The sequence below is a fragment of the uncultured Flavobacterium sp. genome (genome assembly GCF_951805225.1).
In the GTDB taxonomy this organism is placed as follows: domain Bacteria; phylum Bacteroidota; class Bacteroidia; order Flavobacteriales; family Flavobacteriaceae; genus Flavobacterium.
The window spans coordinates 1322034-1342622 of record NZ_OX638201.1; the positions used below are offsets into that span (position 1 = coordinate 1322034).

Consider the following 20589-nt stretch of genomic DNA (forward strand, 5'->3'; position numbering starts at 1 on the left):
GAACAAATATAATTAACGAATTGTACAGATTTTGATTTTATTAAAAAAAATCATAATAAATTAATTTTGGGAAGAATAATTTGATTCCCTAAAATGCTATATTTACTTCTTCAAATACCACTTTATGAAGAAAAACTACTTTTTATTATTTGCATTTTTTTTGTTAGTCAATATAAATGCACAAGTTATTGAATTTAAAGATCCTAACTTTAAAACAAGGTTACTACAATCGAATGGAAGTAACATTATTGCTAAAGATTTACAAGGAAATTTATTTAGAATTGATACTAATGGAGATTACGAAATACAAGTGTCAGAAGCTCAAAATGTTAGTTGGCTGAATTTGGGTAACTCTTTAATTTCAGATTTAGCGGGAATCGAAAATTTTACGCAATTAAATTATCTGGAATTAAGTAATGAAGGCGGCGTTAATTATAATGATATTAAATCTTTAGATATCAGTATGCTTACTAAACTTCAATATTTTAATTGTAAGGCTAATTATAATCTGAAGAGTTTAAATTTTACTGGTTGTACAAATCTTGTATCATTAAATTGTAGCGGTACAAGTTTTGGTTCTTTAGACTTAAGAAACTTTACAAAATTAGAAACTATCGAAGCTGATAGTGCTTATTTAACCATATTCAATGTAAGTGGTTTAGCAAATTTAAAGTCAATTTTGGCAAGCGGTAATCAATTTACAAACCTGGATTTAACTACTTGCAAAAACTTAGAGGAGATTATTATGCATAACGGTGAGCTTATCACTCTAGACGTAAGTGGTTTGAGTAAGCTCAAAAAAATGAATGTTTATAATAATAAGTTAACATCATTAAAGATATCCGGCTGTTCAAGTTTATCCGAATTAGATGCCTGGATTAATAAATTGCCGGCATTAGATGCTTCAAACTTAAATAATCTTAAACGTATCGATGTAAAATCTAATGAATTAGAAGTTTTAAATATTGAAAATTCAAATAATCTTGAAGATATAAACTGTGATAGTAATAAAATAGGATCTTTAGAAGTAACGAAATTAGCTAATCTTAAAAGTTTATCATGCTCTCGTAATAATTTAACTTCCATAGACGTAAATAATTTAAAAAAACTGGAATGGCTCATTGTTAGTTTTAATAAATTAGAAAATCTGGATATCAGCACTTGTCCAATGCTTGCAAGTATTCATATTAATAACAATAATCTAATATTTGTTAATCAGAAAAATGGAATCAAGAAATTAAATTATCAATATTACGGCAATGACAATTTAAAATATATTTGTTGTGATGAGGATGAACAGGATTACTTGTTTCCAACTAATAATGCACCATATCCGTTTTCTCTAAATACATATTGTTCATTTACGCCAGGAGGAACTTATTACACCATTAAAGGTCAGGCAAGATTAGATATTAATAATAATGGTTGTGATGCTAATGATAATGCATATTCTAATTTGAATTTTTCAATTAGTAATGGTTTGCAAAAAGGAAATTTTATTTCTAAGAATTCTGGAGATTATGATATTCCAGTTGGTGAAGGAACTCATACTGTAACTCCAATTATAGAAAATTCAAATTATTTTAAAGTTTCTCCGGAATCAATTTCAGTGACTTTTCCATCAGAAGCAAGTCCGTTTACTCAAAATTTTTGCATTACTCCAAATGGTAATCATCAGGATTTAGAAATTACATTATTATCTATAATTCCTGCAAGACCTGGTTTTGATGCAACTTATAAATTAGTATATAAAAACAAAGGAACACAAACAAAATCAGGTTCAGTTTCGCTTGATTTTAATGATGCTGTTTTAGATTTTATCTCGGCAACACCTTTAATTACAAGTCAGGTAACAAACAAATTGTCTTGGGATTATGAAAATCTACAGCCTTTTGAAACCAGAGAAATAACGATTGTTTTGAATGTTAATTCTCCAATGGAAACTCCTGCCGTGAATATCAATGACAGATTGAGTTTTAACGCTTTAATTTTGCCAGTTACTGATGACGAAAAGCCTGTAGATAATTCTTTTGCTTTACGCCAAATTGTTGTTGGTTCTTATGATCCAAATGATAAAACATGTTTGGAAGGCGATGTTATTACACCAGAATTAATTGGAGAATATGTACATTATTTAATTCGTTTTGAAAATACCGGAACTTATCCAGCTGAAAATATCGTGGTAAAAGACATGATTGATTTATCAAAATTTGATATTTCGACTTTAGTTCCTACCGACGCAAGTCATTCATACATTACTAAAATTTCAGGTGGAAATAAAGTGGAGTTTATCTTCGAAAAAATAAATCTTCCGTTTGATGATGCTCATAATGATGGGTATATCGCTTTTAAAATCAAAACATTGCCAACTTTAGCGGTTGGAGATTCATTTGAAAACGAAGCTAATATTTATTTCGATTATAACTTTCCAATTTTAACGAATAAAGCAGTTTCAACTTTTAAAACGTTAGGAACAAAGGATTTTGAATTTTCAACTTATTTTAATGTTTATCCGAATCCTGTTCGTGATGTTTTGAATATTTCGACTAAAAATGATATAGAAATAGAATCAGCTTCAATATATGATGTTTTAGGTCAGTTGGTTATCGCTGCTCCAAACGCAAAGAACATTTCTACAATTGATGTTTCTAAACTTAATGTTGGAAATTATATTTTAAAAGTAAAAAGTAACAAAGGTAGTTCTGCAATGAAGTTCATCAAAAAGTAAACTATAGTTTATAGTAGTAAAATCCCACAATTAATATATTTAACAAATTAAAATTAAGATATAAATAACAAGGATTATATTAACTAAACCACGCAAAAGAAGCAGTTTTCTAATATTAGGAAACTGCTTCTTTTATGTAAAAAAATTTGTTTTAAACTTTTGCTTTTATATATTTATCGAACAAAACGAAAAGATAATGTTAAAAAAACATATTCTTTATATTAAGTAAAAGAGTTTCTTTTAGAATATCAGCCACTATTACCATGAAAACCTCAATCTTAGAATTTAGCACCTTTGATGATATTACCCTTTGGACTAACCTGAAAGTGGGAGATGAAAAATCCTTCTCGATGTTGTTTGAAAGATATTATGCAGATTTAGTGAGTTATGGAAATTCACTTTCTCCATTTCATGAAAAAGTACAAGATTGTATTCAGGATGTTTTTACTGATATTTGGGTTTATCGCAATTCATTACAGTCGTCTGTGGTTGTAAAAGCTTATTTATTATCAAGCGTACGCAAGAGAATTGCGAGACTTCATGAACGTGATCATATTTTTAGAAAAGCAACAAACACAGATTCTATTGCGTTTTTGCTGGAGTTTTCTGTAGAGCACGAACTTATAGATGATGATTATGCAACTAAAGAAAAAGTTACTTATCTCAATAAATTATTAAATGATTTACCGCCTCGTCAAAAAGAAGCTTTGTATTTAAGATATCATCAAGGACTTACTGTAGAACAAATTGCTGAAATGCTTGATGTTAATTATCAATCGGCTAGTAATTTATTATATCGTGGTTTAATGGCACTTCGCAAAGAATGGAAAGGTAGTTTTTCGTTATTTCTACTACTATCTTCAAGTACTTTTTAATTTTTTTAAAAGAAATATAAAAAAAATCACAATTTGGTGAGTATATAATCAAAGAAGTGTCCTCTATGTTTTTGTAACCTTATTTTTAGATGCAAAAACGTAATACATATACCGAAATAGAGGATTTTTTATCTGACGAATCCTTTCAATCATGGATTTTATTAAAAATCGATAATGATGGTTGGGAAGAGTGGACTTTAGAAAGTCGTCAACGTGCCAAATTAGTCGAAGACGCGAGGCATTTATTGTTGGCAATGAAAGTTCCGGATTCAAAATTATCAACCTCAGATATTCGCAGAGCGTTAGAAACAACGTGGTTGAAAATCGAGGGAAAAGAAAATCAAAATAATTTATCTGAAAACTCAAATAGTCGATTCGTTAGAAAATGTTTTCTTGCCGGAGTCGCAGCAACTTTAGTTTTTGGATTAATATCTACTTGGTTTTACAAAAATAACTTCCAGACAGAAAATAAAGTTGTCACTTACAAAGAACTTATTGATGAAAATAGTGAAGGATTGGTGGAACAAACCAACAATTCTGATAAACCGCAAATTATCACATTATCTGATGGTAGTTCGGTTTTATTACAACCCAATAGTAAATTAAGTTACCCTAAAATCTTTACCGGAAACGAAAGAAAGGTGTATTTATCCGGCGAAGGTTTCTTTGAAATTAGTAAAAATCCTAAAAAACCTTTTTACGTTTATGCAAACGAGATTGTCACAAAGGTAGTTGGAACTAGTTTTAGAGTTAAAGCTTATTCTGATCAGCCTGATGTCGAAGTTCTTGTTCGCACCGGTAAAGTTAAGGTTAGGTCTAACGAAATGGTTTCGAAATCAGAACATGAAGAGATCGTTTTACTTCCCAATCAGGCATTGCGATTTGTGCGTAATGATCTAAAGTTCAATAAAATTACAAATATCACTGAAGATGTTGAACTGGCTCAAAGTGTTGGAAACATCGAACAATTAAGTTTTGAATTTAGCGATATTCCGGTTTCTCAGATTTTTCAAACTATCGAACAAGCTTATTTGGTTGATATTGATTATCCTAAAGACAAACTAAAAGATTGTCATCTCACAACTTCATTGAGCGATCAGCCATTGACAGAAAAATTGAAAATTGTCTGTAAAAGCATTGGCAATAATACCAGTTTTGAAATGAACGGAAATCAAATTACTATAACATCAGAAGGCTGTAATTAATTTGCTTGTTTAACTGTAATTAAACAAGAGAAAATCAGGCTCTGAAAAACAAAATTTTGAAGTAAATACTTTCTTTTTTGAACAAGAATGTAATTTATTTCTTTTGAAACAAACCAAAACCAAATTATAAACTAAAACCAAAAAAAAACCAAAAATGCCTATGTAGAAGACAATGCATAAAAAAAGTGCCGAAATGCTGTAACATTCCGACACTTATTAAAATTGAATTTCTCTCTGTAAAGAGTTATTCAGTACGTTTCTTAAAATACACTCGAATCAGTATTAATCAAAACAAACCAAAATTATGAAAAAACCAGTTGTTAAACAACGATTACTCCATCGAATCATGAAAATAACACTATTTCAGTTTGTCCTTGCGCTTGTGTTTTCAAGTGTTGCAATGGCGAACGATGTAAATGGGCAAAAAAAATTAGATACCAAAGTCACAATTACAGTTGAAAATTTGACATTGGATAATGCATTATCTAAAATTGAAAAGTCTGCACATGTAAAATTTTCCTATAATTCCAGATTACCACAATTGAACCAAAAGGTTAGTATTGAGGCAAATCAGGAAACATTATCCAGTATTCTGGACAGAATATTGCTTCCGTTTAATATAACATTTGCAGAAGTTAGTAACCAGATTATTTTGCAAAAAAATGTTAGTAATCCATTTGCAAATTCAGATAATCATGATTCATTATTTGAAATATTAGTAGGCCCAACTATCAAAGGAAAAGTTACTGATTCAGCTGGAAATCCTTTGCCTGGAGCAACAGTAATGGCAAAAGGAACTAAAACAGCAGTATTAACGGATTTTGATGGTAATTTTACTATCGAAGTACCCGCTAATAGCGATAGACTTGTGATTTCTTATGTAGGTATGGAGACAAAAGAAATTGATACAAACAATACAACACCAACTATTGTTTTAAATGAAGTAGGACAAAACCTGAAAGAAGTTGTCGTTACTACTGGTTACGAAAAAACTTCTAAAAGAACATTTACCGGAGCAATTAGTAAAATCTCGGCAACTGAATTGAAAGTTGATGGTGTAGTTGATGTGAGTAGAATGATTGAAGGAAAAGCAGCAGGGGTAACGGTTCAAAACGTAACTGGAACTTTTGGTACAGCGCCAAAAATCACGGTTCGTGGATCTTCATCAATCTTTGGAGATACAAAACCTTTATGGGTTATTGATGGTGTTGTTCAGGAAGATATCATTAATATTTCGTTTTCTGATTTAGCTTCGGGTAACTCTGAAACTTTGTTGAGTTCTTCTGTAGCAGGTTTAAATGCTAATGATATTCAGAATATAGAAATCTTAAAAGATGCATCGGCAACTTCTATTTATGGTTCAAGATCATTAAATGGAGTTGTGGTTGTAACTACAAAACAAGGACGTAGAGATTCACCTTTAAAAGTGAGTTATTCTGTTGAAAATACAGTAAGAACAGTTCCAAGTTATTCGCAATATGACATTTTAAATTCTCAGGAATCTATGAGTATTTTAAAAGAATTAGAAGGATATGGCGGAGACGGTAAAGGATTCCTTGAAATTGCATCATCGCTTAACGGAAGATTTGGTGGAGTTTATAATATTTTAGCAAAACAAATCGACACTTACAATACATCAGGAGGTAAGTTTGGAGTTAGAAATGACGAAGTTAGCCGTAATCAATTTTTAAAGAAATACGAATTAGGAAATACAGATTGGTTTAGCGTTTTATTCAGACCTTCGATCACTCAAAATCACTCTTTGAGTTTTTCAGGCGGTGGAAAAAACAATACTTTCTACGCATCTCTTGGTTATTATACAGATCCGGGATGGACTATTGCTGATAATGTAAAACAATTGACTTCTAATATAAAAGGTACTTTTTATATCAATGACAGATTAAATCTTACTTTATCTACAATGGGTTCGATTCGTAATCAAACTGCACCGGGAAGTTACGAAAGCAAATCAGATCCTGTATACGGAAGCGTAAACAGAGAATTTGACATCAATCCGTTTAAGTATGTTTTAAATACAAGCAGAACTTTAAGACCTTATGATGATAATGGAAATTTAGAATATTACAGAAATAACTGGGCTCCAATGAATATTATCAATGAGCTTCAGAATAATACTTTGGATATAAAAGTAAATGATATTCGTTTTCAATTGGATTTAGAATATAAATTAAACAATCATTTAACTTATAATCTTACAGGTTCAGCAAGATATGCTAATACTTCAAGAGAGCACAAAATTTATGAAGATTCAAACGTTGCTGCAGCTTACAAAGCCGGTACAGCGTTGAGTTCTGAAGGTGAAAATGCAATTGTTCAGGATGCAAATATCTTTTTATACCGTGATCCGGATAATTTGACTGCACCAAAAGTTTCTGTACTTCCAAATGGTGGATTTTTAAGAAAATTTACAAACGATATGACTTCTTATAACATTAGAAATAGTGTTAATTATAGAAATACATTTAATGATAAACATGAAGTGGAAGGTTTCTTTGGTACAGAGCTTAGATCTGTAGACAGAAACAGCGATAATTTTACAGCTGTAGGACTTCAGTTTGACCGCGGACTTACACCTTTTATAGATCCAAGATTGATTTCTAAAATCGTAAATGATGGTGATTCTTATTATGGTTTTGATGCCGAAAGAGAAAGAACTGTTGGTTTCTTCGGAAAAGTAGGATATACTTATGATCGTCGTTATACTGCGTCTCTTACAGGTCGTTATGACGGTTCTAACAGACAAGGAAACAGCGGTTCTAACAGATGGTTGCCAACTTATACTGTAAGTGGAAAATGGAATATTACTGAAGAAAATTTCATGAGAAATGTTAAGTCTATCAACAATTTAGCATTAAGAGCTTCTTACGGACTTACAGCAACTGCTGGGCCAGCGACAAACTCATTGGCGATTTACAAAAGTTTCATCACAGACCGTCTTTTTCTTGCAAACAGAGAATCTAAAATTTCAATTGATGAATTGCAAAATGGTGATTTAACTTGGGAAAAACAATACGAAACTAACATTGGTTTAGACTTGGGAATGTTTAACAACAGAGTACAATTTGTAACAGATGTTTATACTCGTAATGCTTTTGATTTAGTTGATTTTGTGACAACTTCTGGTGTTGGAGGAGAAAGTATCAAGCAAGGTAATAATGCTGATATGAGAACTAAAGGTATTGAGGTAGGTTTCACGACTCAAAATATTGTAACTAATAATTTTAAATGGTCAACAACACTTAATTTCTCTGTTTATGATCAAAAAATTACAAAATTACAGAACAAACCATCTGCTTTTAGTTTAGTAAACGGAAACGGTGGAAATGCATTAGGAAGCCCAAGAAATTCAATTTATTCTTATGAATTTACAGGATTAAATAATCAGGGATTACCAACTTTTAAATTGCAAGACGGAGCTGAAAATAATATGACAGATGCAGATTTTCAAGATACAAAAGATGTAACTAAATATTTGAAATATGAAGGTTCTATTGAACCAAATAAATCTATTGGTTTAGCAAATACTTTTACGTATAAAAACTGGTCATTATATGTATTTATTGTTGGTTCAGGAGGAAATAAAGTTCGTTTGAATCCAGTTTATGACAGCGTTTATGATGATTTGACAGTATTTACAAAAGACTTCACAAATCGTTGGATTAATCCTGGAGACGAAAACATTACAAATGTTCCGGTTATCGCAGACAAAAGATTAATTGAAAATAATGGAGGAGAGCGCACATTAGCAAAAGCTTACAACACTTATAACTATTCTGATGTTAGAATTGCTGATGGTGATTTCGTGAGATTAAAAAACATCTCATTAGGTTGGGAATTTCCTAAGGATTTCAAGAGAAAATTAGGAGTTAGCACATTTACATTAAAAGGATCAGCAGTAAATCCTTGGTTAATTTATTCAGATAAAAGACTTAACGGTCAGGATCCTGAATTCCGTAACACAGGAGGTGTAGCTTTTCCAATTACATCACAATATACATTCGCCATAAACCTTTCATTCTAATATAATTGATTATGAAAAATATAAAAATAGCTTTATCACTATTAATACTTGTTGGTTTTAGTAGTTGCGATGATTTCCTTTCGGAAACACCAGATAACAGATTACAGATTGATACACCAGAAAAAATATCAGAATTATTGACAGACGCATATCCGGACGGTACTTATATCGATATTGCCGAAACGATGACTGATAACGTATCTGATAATAAAAGTTCACTTGTAAACATAAACAATGCTCAAAATTACAATTGGGAATTGCAAGATGATCAAACTGGTAGAGATACTCAGGGTTTTTACTGGAATGCCGCTTACAAAGCAATTGCAACAGCAAATCAGGCTTTAGCATCAATCAAAGAACTTGGAGACGGTCCTAACCTAAATCCTCAAAAAGGAGAAGCATTGCTTGCAAGAGCTTACGCTCATTTTATGTTGGTTTCAATTTGGTCAAATCGTTACAATCCGGCAACAGCAGGAACAGATTTAGGAATTCCTTATGTAACTGAACCAGAAAAAGTTTTAATTGCAACCTACAAACGTAATTCAGTAAGAGAAGTTTTTGAACTAATCCAAGCAGATATTGAAGAAGGATTGAAATATGTTACGAATGATTACAGAACTGATTATTTAAAATATCATTTTAATAAAGAAGCTGCAAAAGCTTTCGCAGCAAGATTTTATATTGCAAAAGGAGATTGGAAACGTGTATTAGAACTTACAGACGGATTAGGAAATAAACCAGTTGGAAAACTTAGAGACTGGGTTGCTTATAACTCTTATGATTTTCCTAATAAACCAATCGAATATGCTAAGAATACACAAGTTACAAACCTATTAATAGGATCTCCAAGTTCAATTTGCGGAAGAGCAACAACTTCAAACAGATTTGCTTTTACAAGAGCAAACGAAAGAGATCAGATACTTGGCAGCGATACTAATATATTCAACAAAGATTGGTTAATTGATATTTCAATTCAAGGAGCAAGCGGAGCAAATGTGGCAGTATATAAATTCAATGAGTATTTTAAATATACAAATGTAACGGCGCAAATCGGTCTTCCATTTACAGGAGTTGTACTTTTTTCGAACGACGAAATGTTCTTAAACCGTATCGAAGCTCACGTTATGACAAATCAATTAGATGTTGCTACAGCAGAGTTAGAATATTTCCTTGGAACAAGAACAGACGGATATGACAGCACTACAGATGTATTGACAAAAGATATGGTGTTAGAAAAATATCCTGTTATTGCTAATGAATATACACCTTTTTATTCTTTATCTCCAGAGCAAACTTCTTATATCAAAGCAATTACAGAAGCAAGAAGAAGAGAGTTTTTACACGAAGGACTAAGATGGTTTGACATCAAGAGATTCAATTTGGTTGTAGTACACAATACTTATAATCCACAAGGACAAATAACTAAGAACAATGTCTTGGTTAAAGATGACAAGCGTCGTGCGGTACAAATACCACTAAATGCATCTAATAATGGAATTGAACTAAATCCGAGATAAATTTAATTTAAGCGATTATGAAATTAATTAAACAATATAAAAATATAGTACTGGCTGTTGGTATTTTGACACTTGCATCTTGTTCTCAGGAAGATCAGCCAAAGGAAAGTTTATTGGATTTTACTCCAAAAGTAAAAACTGATTTAGACAAATGGATCGATCAAAACTATATCGATCCTTATAATATAAGTGTACAATATGAGTGGAATCAAAATGTTGTAGATAATAATAGATTTTTATTTCCGCCAGAGGTTGACAAAGTACAGCCAGCATTAGAAATAATCAAAAAAATATGGATCGATAGTTATACAACAATCGGAGGAAAAGATTTCGTTAAGATCATTGCGCCAAGAGATTTTGTTTTGGTTGGAGGAGTAAACGTGAATCCTGATGATGTCTCAAATACTTTAGGTTTGGCCGAAGGAGGAAAGAGAATCTCTCTTTTTCAGGTTGATTATGTAGACAAGAAAAACCGTGCTAGTGTAACGGAATTTGTTCATACAATTCAGCATGAATATGTGCATATTTTAAATCAAACTAAAATTTTTGATGTAGAAGCCTGGGCAAAAATAACGCCTAAAGATTATACCTCAGATCCATTTAGTATTTCAGATGGAGAAGCTCAGGAACTTGGTTTTATTACCGCCTATGCAAGATCAAATTATACAGAAGATTTTGCAGAAACAGCAGCGATAATTTTACTTAGTTCAAAAGAAGAATATGCGGCTTTGCTTGCAAGTATTGTAAATCCGGCCGGAGTTGATGCTATTAAGAAAAAAGAAGCACTTGTAGTTCAATACTATAGAGACGCTTTTAATATAGATTTTTATGAGCTAAGAGACGAAGCACAGAAGAATACCACAGATGTTCTAAATGATTAAAAATTTAACAAAGAAAAATTATGAAAACTAAAAATATATTTAAGTATATACTGCTTATTATTTTGATGTTGCAAGTAAATAGTTGTGTTAGTACAGATGCTGAACAAAAGTTTGACGAAACGCCAACTGAGCGACTAAACAAGCAAAAAAAGGAACTAAATGATTTATTACTTTCTTCTGATCAAGGATGGAAAGCAGTTTATTATACAGATGATAATCAATTAGGAGGATTTACACATCTGTTTAAATTTCTTCCTAATGGAAAAGTAACTATGGCTTCGGATTTTGATGATGATACAAATAAGCATGATAGTCAGTATGAAATTCAATTAGGAAGTACTGTAAGTGTGGTTTTTACGACAAAAAATAAAATCCATTTATTGTCAGATTCAGGTAATTCTCCACTTGCTCCGGGAAGAGGTTTTTTAGGTGATTTTCAGTTTTTATTTTACGGAGTAGAAAATGGAGACCTTGTTTTCAGAACCAATAGAACTGTAAAAGAAGTTCGTTTTGTAAAAGCAACAGCTCAAGATTGGGATGATTTAGCAGGAAATACAATCATGAACAAAAACCTGACAGGTGATATTAATAGCCCGTTATTCAGAACGCTTGAAACTACAGACGGAACAACAGTTAAAAAATACGAGCTTAACTTTAATCCAGTAGTTCGATTTGGAACAGCATCTCCTTTAGAAGCTGGAAATGCCGAAACGCTTAAATTGGCAGTTGCCTATACACCAACTGGAATAACTGTAAAACCTGCAGTTACTGTTGGATCACAAAAATTATCGGCTTTCGCTTATAATGAAACCGATGATAACTTTGTTGCAACTGGAACAGGCGGCGCAAAAGCTACAATTCAATTTACAAATGCACCACCAAGATTAACAGATGATTATAAACTGTTTTTAGAAGGCGGAGGACAAATTACAATAGGATATATAGCTGCGAATTTAGCAAATGCCGGTACCAATTCACCTTACGCTAAAGCAATATTAGCGAAAGTAAACGCTAGTTTGCCTGCAAATCAAAAAATTGCGAGAGTTCAGATAGCTTTTAATGATCCGTTGAATGGTAATTACATTGCGTATACATTTACTGGAGGAAAAGCATCGATTTATCACTTTTTCACCACTACAGAAGATGCAGTAAATAAGACCATTATCTTAACTGATGACGGTTGGATAGGAACTCCGGCAGCAAGAGCATTCTTGAAAATCTTAGATGACGAAATCACAAATCCTAAAGGATTATACCTTAAAAAAGAATCGTTTACAATCTTCTATACGAATGTTATTTACACTTATGCAAGTGCAGCTGCACCGTTTAGATTGACAAACTACAAGTTTTAAAAGAAGAGTTTTTTTAGTTTTGTTTTTAATTTTGGAAAAAAAGCGGCTCCAATCGAGCCGTTTTTTTTAAAACAAAGTCAATTTTAAGAACATAATTAATTTGCTTTTTTGTCTGTATGTCAAAAAAATAATGAATCCATTTATTGTTACGTCTGAAACTCAACAGACATAAAATGATTGAGAATACAAATATTAAACAACCGAATTATTATGTTAGAAAAAATTTTAAACCTTAGAGGAGTTGAAGTACTTAGTATTAGTGAACAAAAAAATGTAATGGGTAGCGGAACTGTCAGATGTACAATTCCTTGGACTCCATTTCCTTATAATGGACCATGTATTATGGAACCACAAATCTTTCCGGTTGAACCAATATGCAAAGCAACAATCGATGGTATAGAATGCTTGTAATAAAGTCATTTATATTAGAACCGTTTCACGAATTGTGAAACGGTTTTTTTATTCTTTTTCATTTTAAAGAAGCGTTCTTCTTCATAAAATATACTATTGTTATTTTTTTAAAAAGGGAATTATCATATATTTGGCAAGTCATTCATAGCCCTGATAGAAGCGGTATCCTTTTACTGGCTTTTTTTGCCAGAAAAAGATACAAGTGGATAGCAGGAATAGCTACAAATAATTATTAAAATTAATTTTGAATATGAAATTACTAGAAGGAAAAGTTGCCATCATTACGGGCGCTAGTCGTGGAATTGGAAGAGGAATCGCTGAAGTTTTTGCTAAACATGGTGCAAACGTTGCTTTTACATACAGCTCATCTGTAGCATCTGCAGAAGCGCTGGAAGCTGAGTTGAACAGTTTAGGAGTTAAAGCAAAAGGATACCAGTCAAATGCGGCCGATTTTAATGAAGCACAAGCTTTTGTTGAAGCTGTTTTAGCTGATTTTGGAACAGTTGATATTTTGATTAACAACGCCGGAATTACAAAAGATAACCTATTAATGCGTATGTCTGAGGCTGATTTTGACCAGGTTATTGATGTCAATTTGAAGTCAGTATTTAATATGACAAAAGCAATTCAAAAAACTTTCTTAAAACAACGCGCAGGTTCTATCATCAATATTAGTTCAGTTGTTGGAGTATCAGGAAACGCAGGACAAACGAACTATGCAGCATCTAAAGCTGGTGCAATTGGTTTTACAAAATCAGTAGCATTAGAATTAGGTTCACGTAATATTCGTTGTAATGCAATTGCTCCGGGATTTATCGAAACTGAAATGACAGCAAAATTACCGGAAGATGTAGTAAAAGGATGGAGAGAAGGAATTCCGTTGAAACGCGGAGGAACAGTAGAAGATGTAGCAAATGCTTGTCTTTTCCTTGCTTCAGATATGAGCGCATACGTTACAGGACAAGTCCTTAATGTTTGCGGAGGAATGTTGACATAAGGAACTAAGGTTCTAAGTTGCAAAGGTTCAAAGGTTTTATTTTGAGATCTTTGAAATATTAAATATTCCCAATCACTAAACTATAAATATGACTACAAACACGATACTATTATTATTGCTTTCATTAGTAATAGCGGGAGGTTTGTCGTATTTTCAATACTTTTTTAAAGCCAAAAACAAATCCAATGTGATTTGGTTTTTGGCTTTTTTACGTTTTTTAGCCATTTTCGGGTTATTAGTCTTATTGATAAATCCTATAATGACCAAGAATTCACTCGAAATAACCAAAACTCCATTAGCAATTGCAGTCGATAATTCGAGTTCGATTTCGGTTTTGAAATCAGATAAGAAAGCTGCTGAATTGTATCAGAAATTAATTTCGAATCCTGCACTTCAGGAAAAATTTGAGATTCAACCTTACCAATTTGATGTAGATTTTAAACCTTTGGATAAATTAGATTTCAAAGGAAAACAAACCAATCTGGACGAAGTAGCCAAAAATCTAAAAAGCATCAACAAAAACCTGATTTTCCCAACGGTTGTAATTACTGACGGAAATCAAACTACAGGAAACGATTATGTATATCGATTTGATCCTGTCAATAAAGTTTATCCTTTGGTTGTGGGAGATACAACCACTTTTCTTGATTTTAAAATCAATCAGCTTAACGTAAATAAATACGCTTTTCATAAAAATAAATTTCCAGTTGAAGTTTTTCTTCAATATTCAGGAGATAAAACCACAAATGCCGATTTTACAATTGTGCAGGGAAATTCGGTTGTAGCCAAAGAGAAAGTTTCTTTTTCACCTTCTAAAAAAACAGCGACTTTAAATTTGCTTTTACCCGCAGATAAAGTTGGATTGCAAATTTTTAAAGCCAGTATTTCATCTGGAACAAAAGAGAAAAACAGTTACAATAATGTAAAGAATTTTGCAGTCGAAGTCATTGATCAAAAGTCAACAATTGCGATTGTTTCGGCTATAAATCATCCGGATATTGCTGCATTAAAACGCGCAATTGAAGTTAATGCACAACGCAAAGTAATTTTGGTTAAACCAAATGATATTAGTCAATTACAAGATGTTTCGGTTTTAGTTTTATATCAGCCAACATCAGCATTTAAAGCGATTTTTGACAATAATAAATTAGCAGGAACAAATACCTTTATAATTACAGGAAACAACACCGATTTTAATTTTCTAAACCAACAACAAAATAGTTTGGTTTTTAAAATGAGCGGACAAAGAGAAGATTACTTATCAGAATTTCAATCGCAGTTTAATTTGTTTGCGATAGATAATATAGGTTTTGAAAATTTTCCGCCGTTGCAAAATTTATTTGGAACTGTTACCACAAACGGAAATGTTTCTGTTTTACTTTCGTCAAAAATTAGAAATGTTTCTACAAATGCGCCTTTATTGGCTTTCGCCGAAAATCAAGGAAAAAGAACCGCTTTTCTTTTAGGAGAAAACAGCTGGAAATGGCGTTTGCAAAGTCATATTGACAATCAATCATTTGAAAAATATGATGTTTTTATTGATAAGATAATTCAATATTTAGCCTCAACAACTTCAAGAAAATCACTTGTTGTAACACACGAAAGTTTCTATAATTCAGGAGAAGCAATTGTAATCAATGCGCAGTACTTCAATAAAAACTATGAATTTGACGAGAAAGCGAGATTAACAATTACAGTTACAAACGCTGAGACAAAACAAGCGAAAAACTACGATTTACTAAAAGGAAACAATTCTTTCTCTGTAAATCTGGATGGTTTAGTTACCGGAAAATATAATTTTACAGTAAAAGAACTAAATACAAATACATCATATTCAAGTCATTTTGAGATTTTGGATTTTGATATCGAAAAGCAGTTCGTAAATCCAGATGTTACAAAACTAAAACAATTAGCGCTTCAAACTGGCGGAAAAGCATTCTTTGAAAATCAAGCCGATAATTTGATCAATACACTTCTTGAAAATAAGGAATACAAATCAATAGAGAAAAATATTTCAACCAAAACTCCCTTAATTGATTGGGTTTGGTTGTTGATTTTAATCGCAGTTTTCTTAACAACTGAATGGTTTGTTAGAAAATATAATGGGTTACTTTAGAAAGGGACAAAGGTTCAGAGGAACAAAGACACAAAGTTTTACTTACTTCAAAACATAATTAAATGAATGATATTCAAAGTATTTTAGATGAAATATTCCCATTTGTGGAGAGTTTGCTAAAAGAATATGGAGAATTTTATCCAGTATCGGCAGTTGTAGATATTGAACAAAAAGTTAAACACATAATACTTGAAGAAGACGAAGAAAATGATTTCCCAGAATCGACTTCAGTAATAGCGGAATTAAAAAAAGAATTGCGCTGGAGAAGAGATGAATTTATTGCAGTAGCTATTTTTTATGATGTTAAATTAAAAGAAAAGCAAACTGATGCTATTGCTGTTTTTGTTGAACATAAAAATGAAATGGAAGCTTATACATTTTATTATTCCTATGAATTAATTGATAATGATTTAATATTTGGAGAATCTTGGAAAGAAATTGCAGATAAGCAAATTTTTGAGAATTAGAAATATTTAGGTGAAAGCAGAAGCAAATAAGCTTAAATTAAATAATGTTAGCAATGAAGAATAAAATAAAATTCGAGCTTTTAACTTCGGAATTATTCATTCTGGGTATTTTGCTAGTTCTCGTAAATGATTTTTATTTAAAATATGCTTTTTCAAATGCAATTACCGGAAAGCTAAGTGATTTTGCTGGACTTTTTATTTTTCCCTTTTTCATTTCCATATTTTTACCAAAACATGCCTTAAAAATTTATATTTCAACGGCTTTGTTTTTTGTTTTCTGGAAATTAGAAATTTCAACTAGTTTTATCAATTATATTTCCCAAATTTCAAACCTTGCATTCTATAGAACCGTTGATATTTCTGATCTTATTGCTTTGTCCGTTTTACCTTTCTCTTATAAATACTTTAAAAAAGAAAGTATCGTAGATAAAAAATCATATTTTATTATAAATTCGGTAATTGGAACACTTTGTTTTTTTACAATTCTAGCAGATAGTCAACCAAGACAAAGAGTAGGCAAGAAAATTAAATCTGATAAAGTTTATACGATTTCAATTAGAAAGGAAAAGCTTTATAAAGAACTTAATTCACATGAAGCAGGTTTATATTTAGGAGAATCTGATAGTTTAATTTATTTCTATTTTGAAATTCCAAAATATAACGCAAGTGCAACTGCAAAAGTTATGATTAAAGAAGATTCAGAAAGAAACACAATTGTCAAAATTGATAGTATTTCTGATATTACTATAACAGGAAGATTATTTTTTGGGATAAATAATAGTAATGTTGAAAATTGTAAAAATTTAAAAAAGGAAGAATTAGAAAACTTTTTCAAAGAAAACTGTATTGATAAATTATTAATAACAGAAGATACTAAATACCCAACTTATGCAGTTGTAAGTGGAATGTACTAAATCAATAATTTTTCAATAAACATAATATATGGATTTCAGGCTAAAAGTATTCTATACCGTTGCGCTCCGTTTAAATTTTACAAAAGCGGCTACAGAATTATATATCTCGCAGCCAGCAGTTTCGAAACACATTCAGGAACTGGAAGAAACTTATAAAACAAAGCTTTTCGAACGTAATGGTTCTAAAATTGCCTTAACTCCTGCCGGAGAAATTCTATTAAAACATACCAAAAATATCTTCGAAATTTATCGTGAAATTGATTTTGATATGAGTTCGTTTATTAACGAACGTCAGGGTTTATTGCGTTTGGGAGCAAGTACAACAATTGCACAATATTTAATTTCTCCAGTTTTGGCTCGTTTTCATCAAAAGCAAAAAGATATAAAAGTCAATTTGTTAAACGGAAATACTGAGCAAATCGAAAATGCTTTAATCAATAAAGAAATAGAAATAGGAATTGTAGAAGGACAATCTAAAAACCAATCTATTAAATATATTCCGTTTTTGAAAGACGAGTTGGTTTTGGTATGTAATGTCAATAATCCTTTTGCAAAGAAAAATGAAGTTTCGGTTGAAGATTTAAAAGCAATGAAATTCATAACTCGTGAACGTGGTTCTGGAACACTTGAAGTTATAGAATTTGCTTTGAAACAAATTGGTTTTAAAATAACTGATTTACAAATCGAAATGCAATTAGGAAGCACAGAAAGCATAAAATCATATTTATTAAATTCTGATTGTTTTGCTTTTATGTCAATACACGCAGTAGATAAAGAGCTTAAGAATAACGAACTTATGGTTCTTGATGTAGAAAATTTATCTGTCGAAAGGTATTTCTATATCATCACTTTGCTAGGAAAAACAGATTCATTGTCAGAACTTTTTATTCAGAGTATTTCTTCTTACTATAACTTAGTGTTATAGTCGATTGCAATTTACGATTAGTGATTATGATATAAACAGCAGACCTTTGTAAAAGAAATATCAAATCAATTATTTTGAAAACGAAACAACATACAACCTCACATTTATTAGAAGTTAACCTTTATATACAACAAGCAATTTTTGTTTTGATTATTGCTCTTTGCTTATTTTCTATAATTTCTCCGCCAATTGCATTATTATTAGGAGTTATAATGGTAAATATTTTCGGAAATCCATTTGTTGAATTCAATAATAAAGCGATTACCTATTTATTACAATTTTCAGTAGTTGGTTTAGGTTTCGGAATGAATGTTTCCAGCGCACTTTCTGCCGGAAAAGAAGGTTTTTTATTGACTATATTTTCTATTTTCATTACTTTAATATTGGGTACATTTCTAGGAAAATGGCTCAGAACGGATAAAAAAACATCACATTTAATCTCTTGCGGAACTGCTATTTGTGGAGGAAGTGCGATTGCAGCCATTTCACCAGTTATAAAATCTAATGAAAATCAAACCTCAATTGCTTTAGGCGTAATTTTTATTCTGAATTCAATCGCATTATTTGTTTTTCCGTTTATCGGACATCAGCTTGATTTATCTCAAAAAGATTTCGGATTATGGTGCGCAATTGCCATTCATGACACAAGTTCTGTAGTTGGCGCAGCAAATAAATACGGAGCCGAAGCTTTGCAAATTGCAACAACTGTAAAATTAGCAAGAGCATTATGGATTATTCCAATTTCGATTTTGACCGCCGTAATCTTTAAAAGTAAAAACTCCAAAATCAAAATTCCTTACTTTATAGGATTATTTATTCTTGCGATGCTTTTTAATACTTATGTGCCGGCAACTGCTATTATTGCGCCTCATATTGTGGGAATTGCAAAAATTGGATTAACAATCACATTATTTCTGATTGGAGTAACCTTAAATATAAATACTTTAAAATCAGTAGGAGTGAAGCCGTTATTACAAGGCGTTTTGCTTTGGATATTTATTGCTTGTTTAGGATTAGCTTCAATATTGTACTTTCATTAAAAGAACAAAACTATTTTACATTCGAAAATTTAACAATTGGTTTATCAACCATTTTGTAGAGTTTTCCTTTAAAGGTAAAATGCTTTTCGATCTCGAAGCTAAACTTTTTCTTCGTTTTAGCCATTGTAGCTATTTCTTCAGGTAAATTAACTTCAAATTCATCATTAGCTTGCTCAGCTTTATCAAAAGTACCGTTTGTTTTAATTATAATATCTCTAAAATGTTTTTTAGTATTGTCGTTTACAACAGTATAAGAACTTGACCAGGTCACACTCGCAACATTCGTAAGTTGATAATCATAAACTTGCATGATTGGTTGGTATTTACCTTCAAATCCGGCAACAAGATATAGAATACCTTCAAACGGACCACCGGCGCCACCATTAACATGTAATAAGGTAAAAGCATATTGATCTTCGCCAATTTCGACAAGTTTGGGTTTTGGTGCTTGCGCAAATGCTCCAAATCCAGCCACTGCAGGCTGAAAAGATCTCATTTGCCAAACCTTGTCATTTTTTGCAAACTTAGCAACACCAACAAGACCTCCGGAAAATCTACTGGTCTGTAAGCCGTCTTCATCATAAATAGAATGATTGAAAAACAACAATTTAAATTGATTTCCTTTAGAATCTTTATAATCGATGTTTTCCAAAAGTCTGGTTGCAACGCCTTGTGTATAAGGAAATATTTGATCGCCATCGATCTCATTAACATCTTTAAATGCAGTAGGTTTACAGCTTTTGCAATTCCAACTTATGAAAGTATTATGATCTGAAAGATTGTATAATTTGCCCGGAAAAAGCTTCTGCATTGTTTTTACAGCATCCAACGGATCAGAAAGCTGCAATGCTCTTTTAGTATTTAAAATAGTATCGCTAACATTTTTTAGTTTCACAATATCTTGTGCTTTGCAGGAAAATAGTATCAGGAAATAAAAAACAATAGAGGAAATCGATTTCATTATGTGCGAGGAATTATTTTGAAAATCAAATTTACATAGTTTTATCAAGTAAACTTATAATAATCTTACCTTTTTAAAATTAGTTAGTGTTTATGAGCCTTTATCTGATAATGTAGAAGAAAAAACTATTGTGCTTTTCGATCTAATTAAGTTCTATT

15 protein-coding genes are annotated in these 20589 nt (G+C 31.4%); 14 read left to right on the forward strand and 1 reads right to left on the reverse strand.

Features of this window, described 5'->3' with window-relative positions; genetic code table 11:
* Positions 1-124: 124 nt before the first annotated feature.
* The 14 genes from WN975_RS05625 (at position 125) to WN975_RS05690 (ending at position 19470) form a co-directional block, all read left to right on the forward strand.
* Entirely contained in the window at positions 125-2728 is a 2604-nt protein-coding gene (locus WN975_RS05625; RefSeq protein WP_337965632.1) for a T9SS type A sorting domain-containing protein, read from the forward strand.
* A 263-nt stretch (positions 2729-2991) separates the two neighbouring features.
* Positions 2992-3603, forward strand: coding sequence for a sigma-70 family RNA polymerase sigma factor (locus tag WN975_RS05630; RefSeq protein ID WP_337965633.1), 612 nt, complete (start codon positions 2992-2994; stop codon positions 3601-3603).
* A gap of 89 nt (positions 3604-3692) precedes the next feature.
* Positions 3693-4808, forward strand: a complete 1116-nt coding sequence (locus WN975_RS05635) for a FecR family protein (RefSeq protein WP_337965634.1) — start codon at positions 3693-3695, stop codon at positions 4806-4808.
* 304 nt (positions 4809-5112) lie between these two features.
* Complete coding sequence (locus WN975_RS05640) at positions 5113-8850, forward strand: SusC/RagA family TonB-linked outer membrane protein (protein ID WP_337965635.1); 3738 nt, start codon at positions 5113-5115, stop codon at positions 8848-8850.
* 11 nt (positions 8851-8861) lie between these two features.
* Positions 8862-10367 carry a RagB/SusD family nutrient uptake outer membrane protein gene (locus tag WN975_RS05645; protein WP_337965636.1) on the forward strand — a complete coding sequence of 502 codons (1506 nt, stop codon included), beginning with the start codon at positions 8862-8864 and terminating at the stop codon, positions 10365-10367.
* Positions 10368-10384: 17 nt separating this feature from the next.
* Positions 10385-11248: a putative zinc-binding metallopeptidase gene (locus WN975_RS05650; RefSeq protein WP_337965637.1), complete on the forward strand. Its 864-nt coding sequence runs from the start codon at positions 10385-10387 to the stop codon at positions 11246-11248.
* A gap of 20 nt (positions 11249-11268) precedes the next feature.
* A complete protein-coding gene (locus tag WN975_RS05655) occupies positions 11269-12600 on the forward strand; it encodes a DUF4302 domain-containing protein (RefSeq protein WP_337965638.1) in 1332 nt (443 codons plus the stop codon).
* Positions 12601-12777: 177 nt separating this feature from the next.
* Entirely contained in the window at positions 12778-13011 is a 234-nt protein-coding gene (locus tag WN975_RS05660; protein WP_337965639.1) for a hypothetical protein, read from the forward strand.
* Positions 13012-13261: 250 nt separating this feature from the next.
* Complete coding sequence (fabG, locus tag WN975_RS05665; RefSeq protein ID WP_121330885.1) at positions 13262-14008, forward strand: 3-oxoacyl-[acyl-carrier-protein] reductase; 747 nt, start codon at positions 13262-13264, stop codon at positions 14006-14008.
* Between the two features lie 88 nt (positions 14009-14096).
* Complete coding sequence (locus tag WN975_RS05670; RefSeq protein WP_337965640.1) at positions 14097-16124, forward strand: hypothetical protein; 2028 nt, start codon at positions 14097-14099, stop codon at positions 16122-16124.
* A 62-nt stretch (positions 16125-16186) separates the two neighbouring features.
* The gene (locus tag WN975_RS05675) at positions 16187-16591 is read left to right on the forward strand and encodes a hypothetical protein (protein WP_337965641.1); all 405 of its coding nucleotides are present in this window, start codon (positions 16187-16189) and stop codon (positions 16589-16591) included.
* Between the two features lie 53 nt (positions 16592-16644).
* On the forward strand, positions 16645-17505 hold the full coding sequence (locus WN975_RS05680; RefSeq protein WP_337965642.1) for a hypothetical protein: 861 nt from the start codon (positions 16645-16647) through the stop codon (positions 17503-17505).
* A gap of 28 nt (positions 17506-17533) precedes the next feature.
* A complete protein-coding gene (locus tag WN975_RS05685; protein WP_337965643.1) occupies positions 17534-18430 on the forward strand; it encodes a LysR family transcriptional regulator in 897 nt (298 codons plus the stop codon).
* 74 nt (positions 18431-18504) lie between these two features.
* Positions 18505-19470 (forward strand): putative sulfate exporter family transporter, encoded by a 966-nt coding sequence (locus tag WN975_RS05690; protein ID WP_337965644.1) that lies wholly within the window; start codon positions 18505-18507, stop codon positions 19468-19470.
* Positions 19471-19480: 10 nt separating this feature from the next.
* On the opposite strand, the gene WN975_RS05695 is transcribed toward WN975_RS05690, so the two are convergent.
* Positions 19481-20431 carry a hypothetical protein gene (locus WN975_RS05695; RefSeq protein ID WP_337965645.1) on the reverse strand — a complete coding sequence of 317 codons (951 nt, stop codon included), beginning with the start codon at positions 20429-20431 and terminating at the stop codon, positions 19481-19483.
* Positions 20432-20589 lie beyond the last annotated feature (158 nt).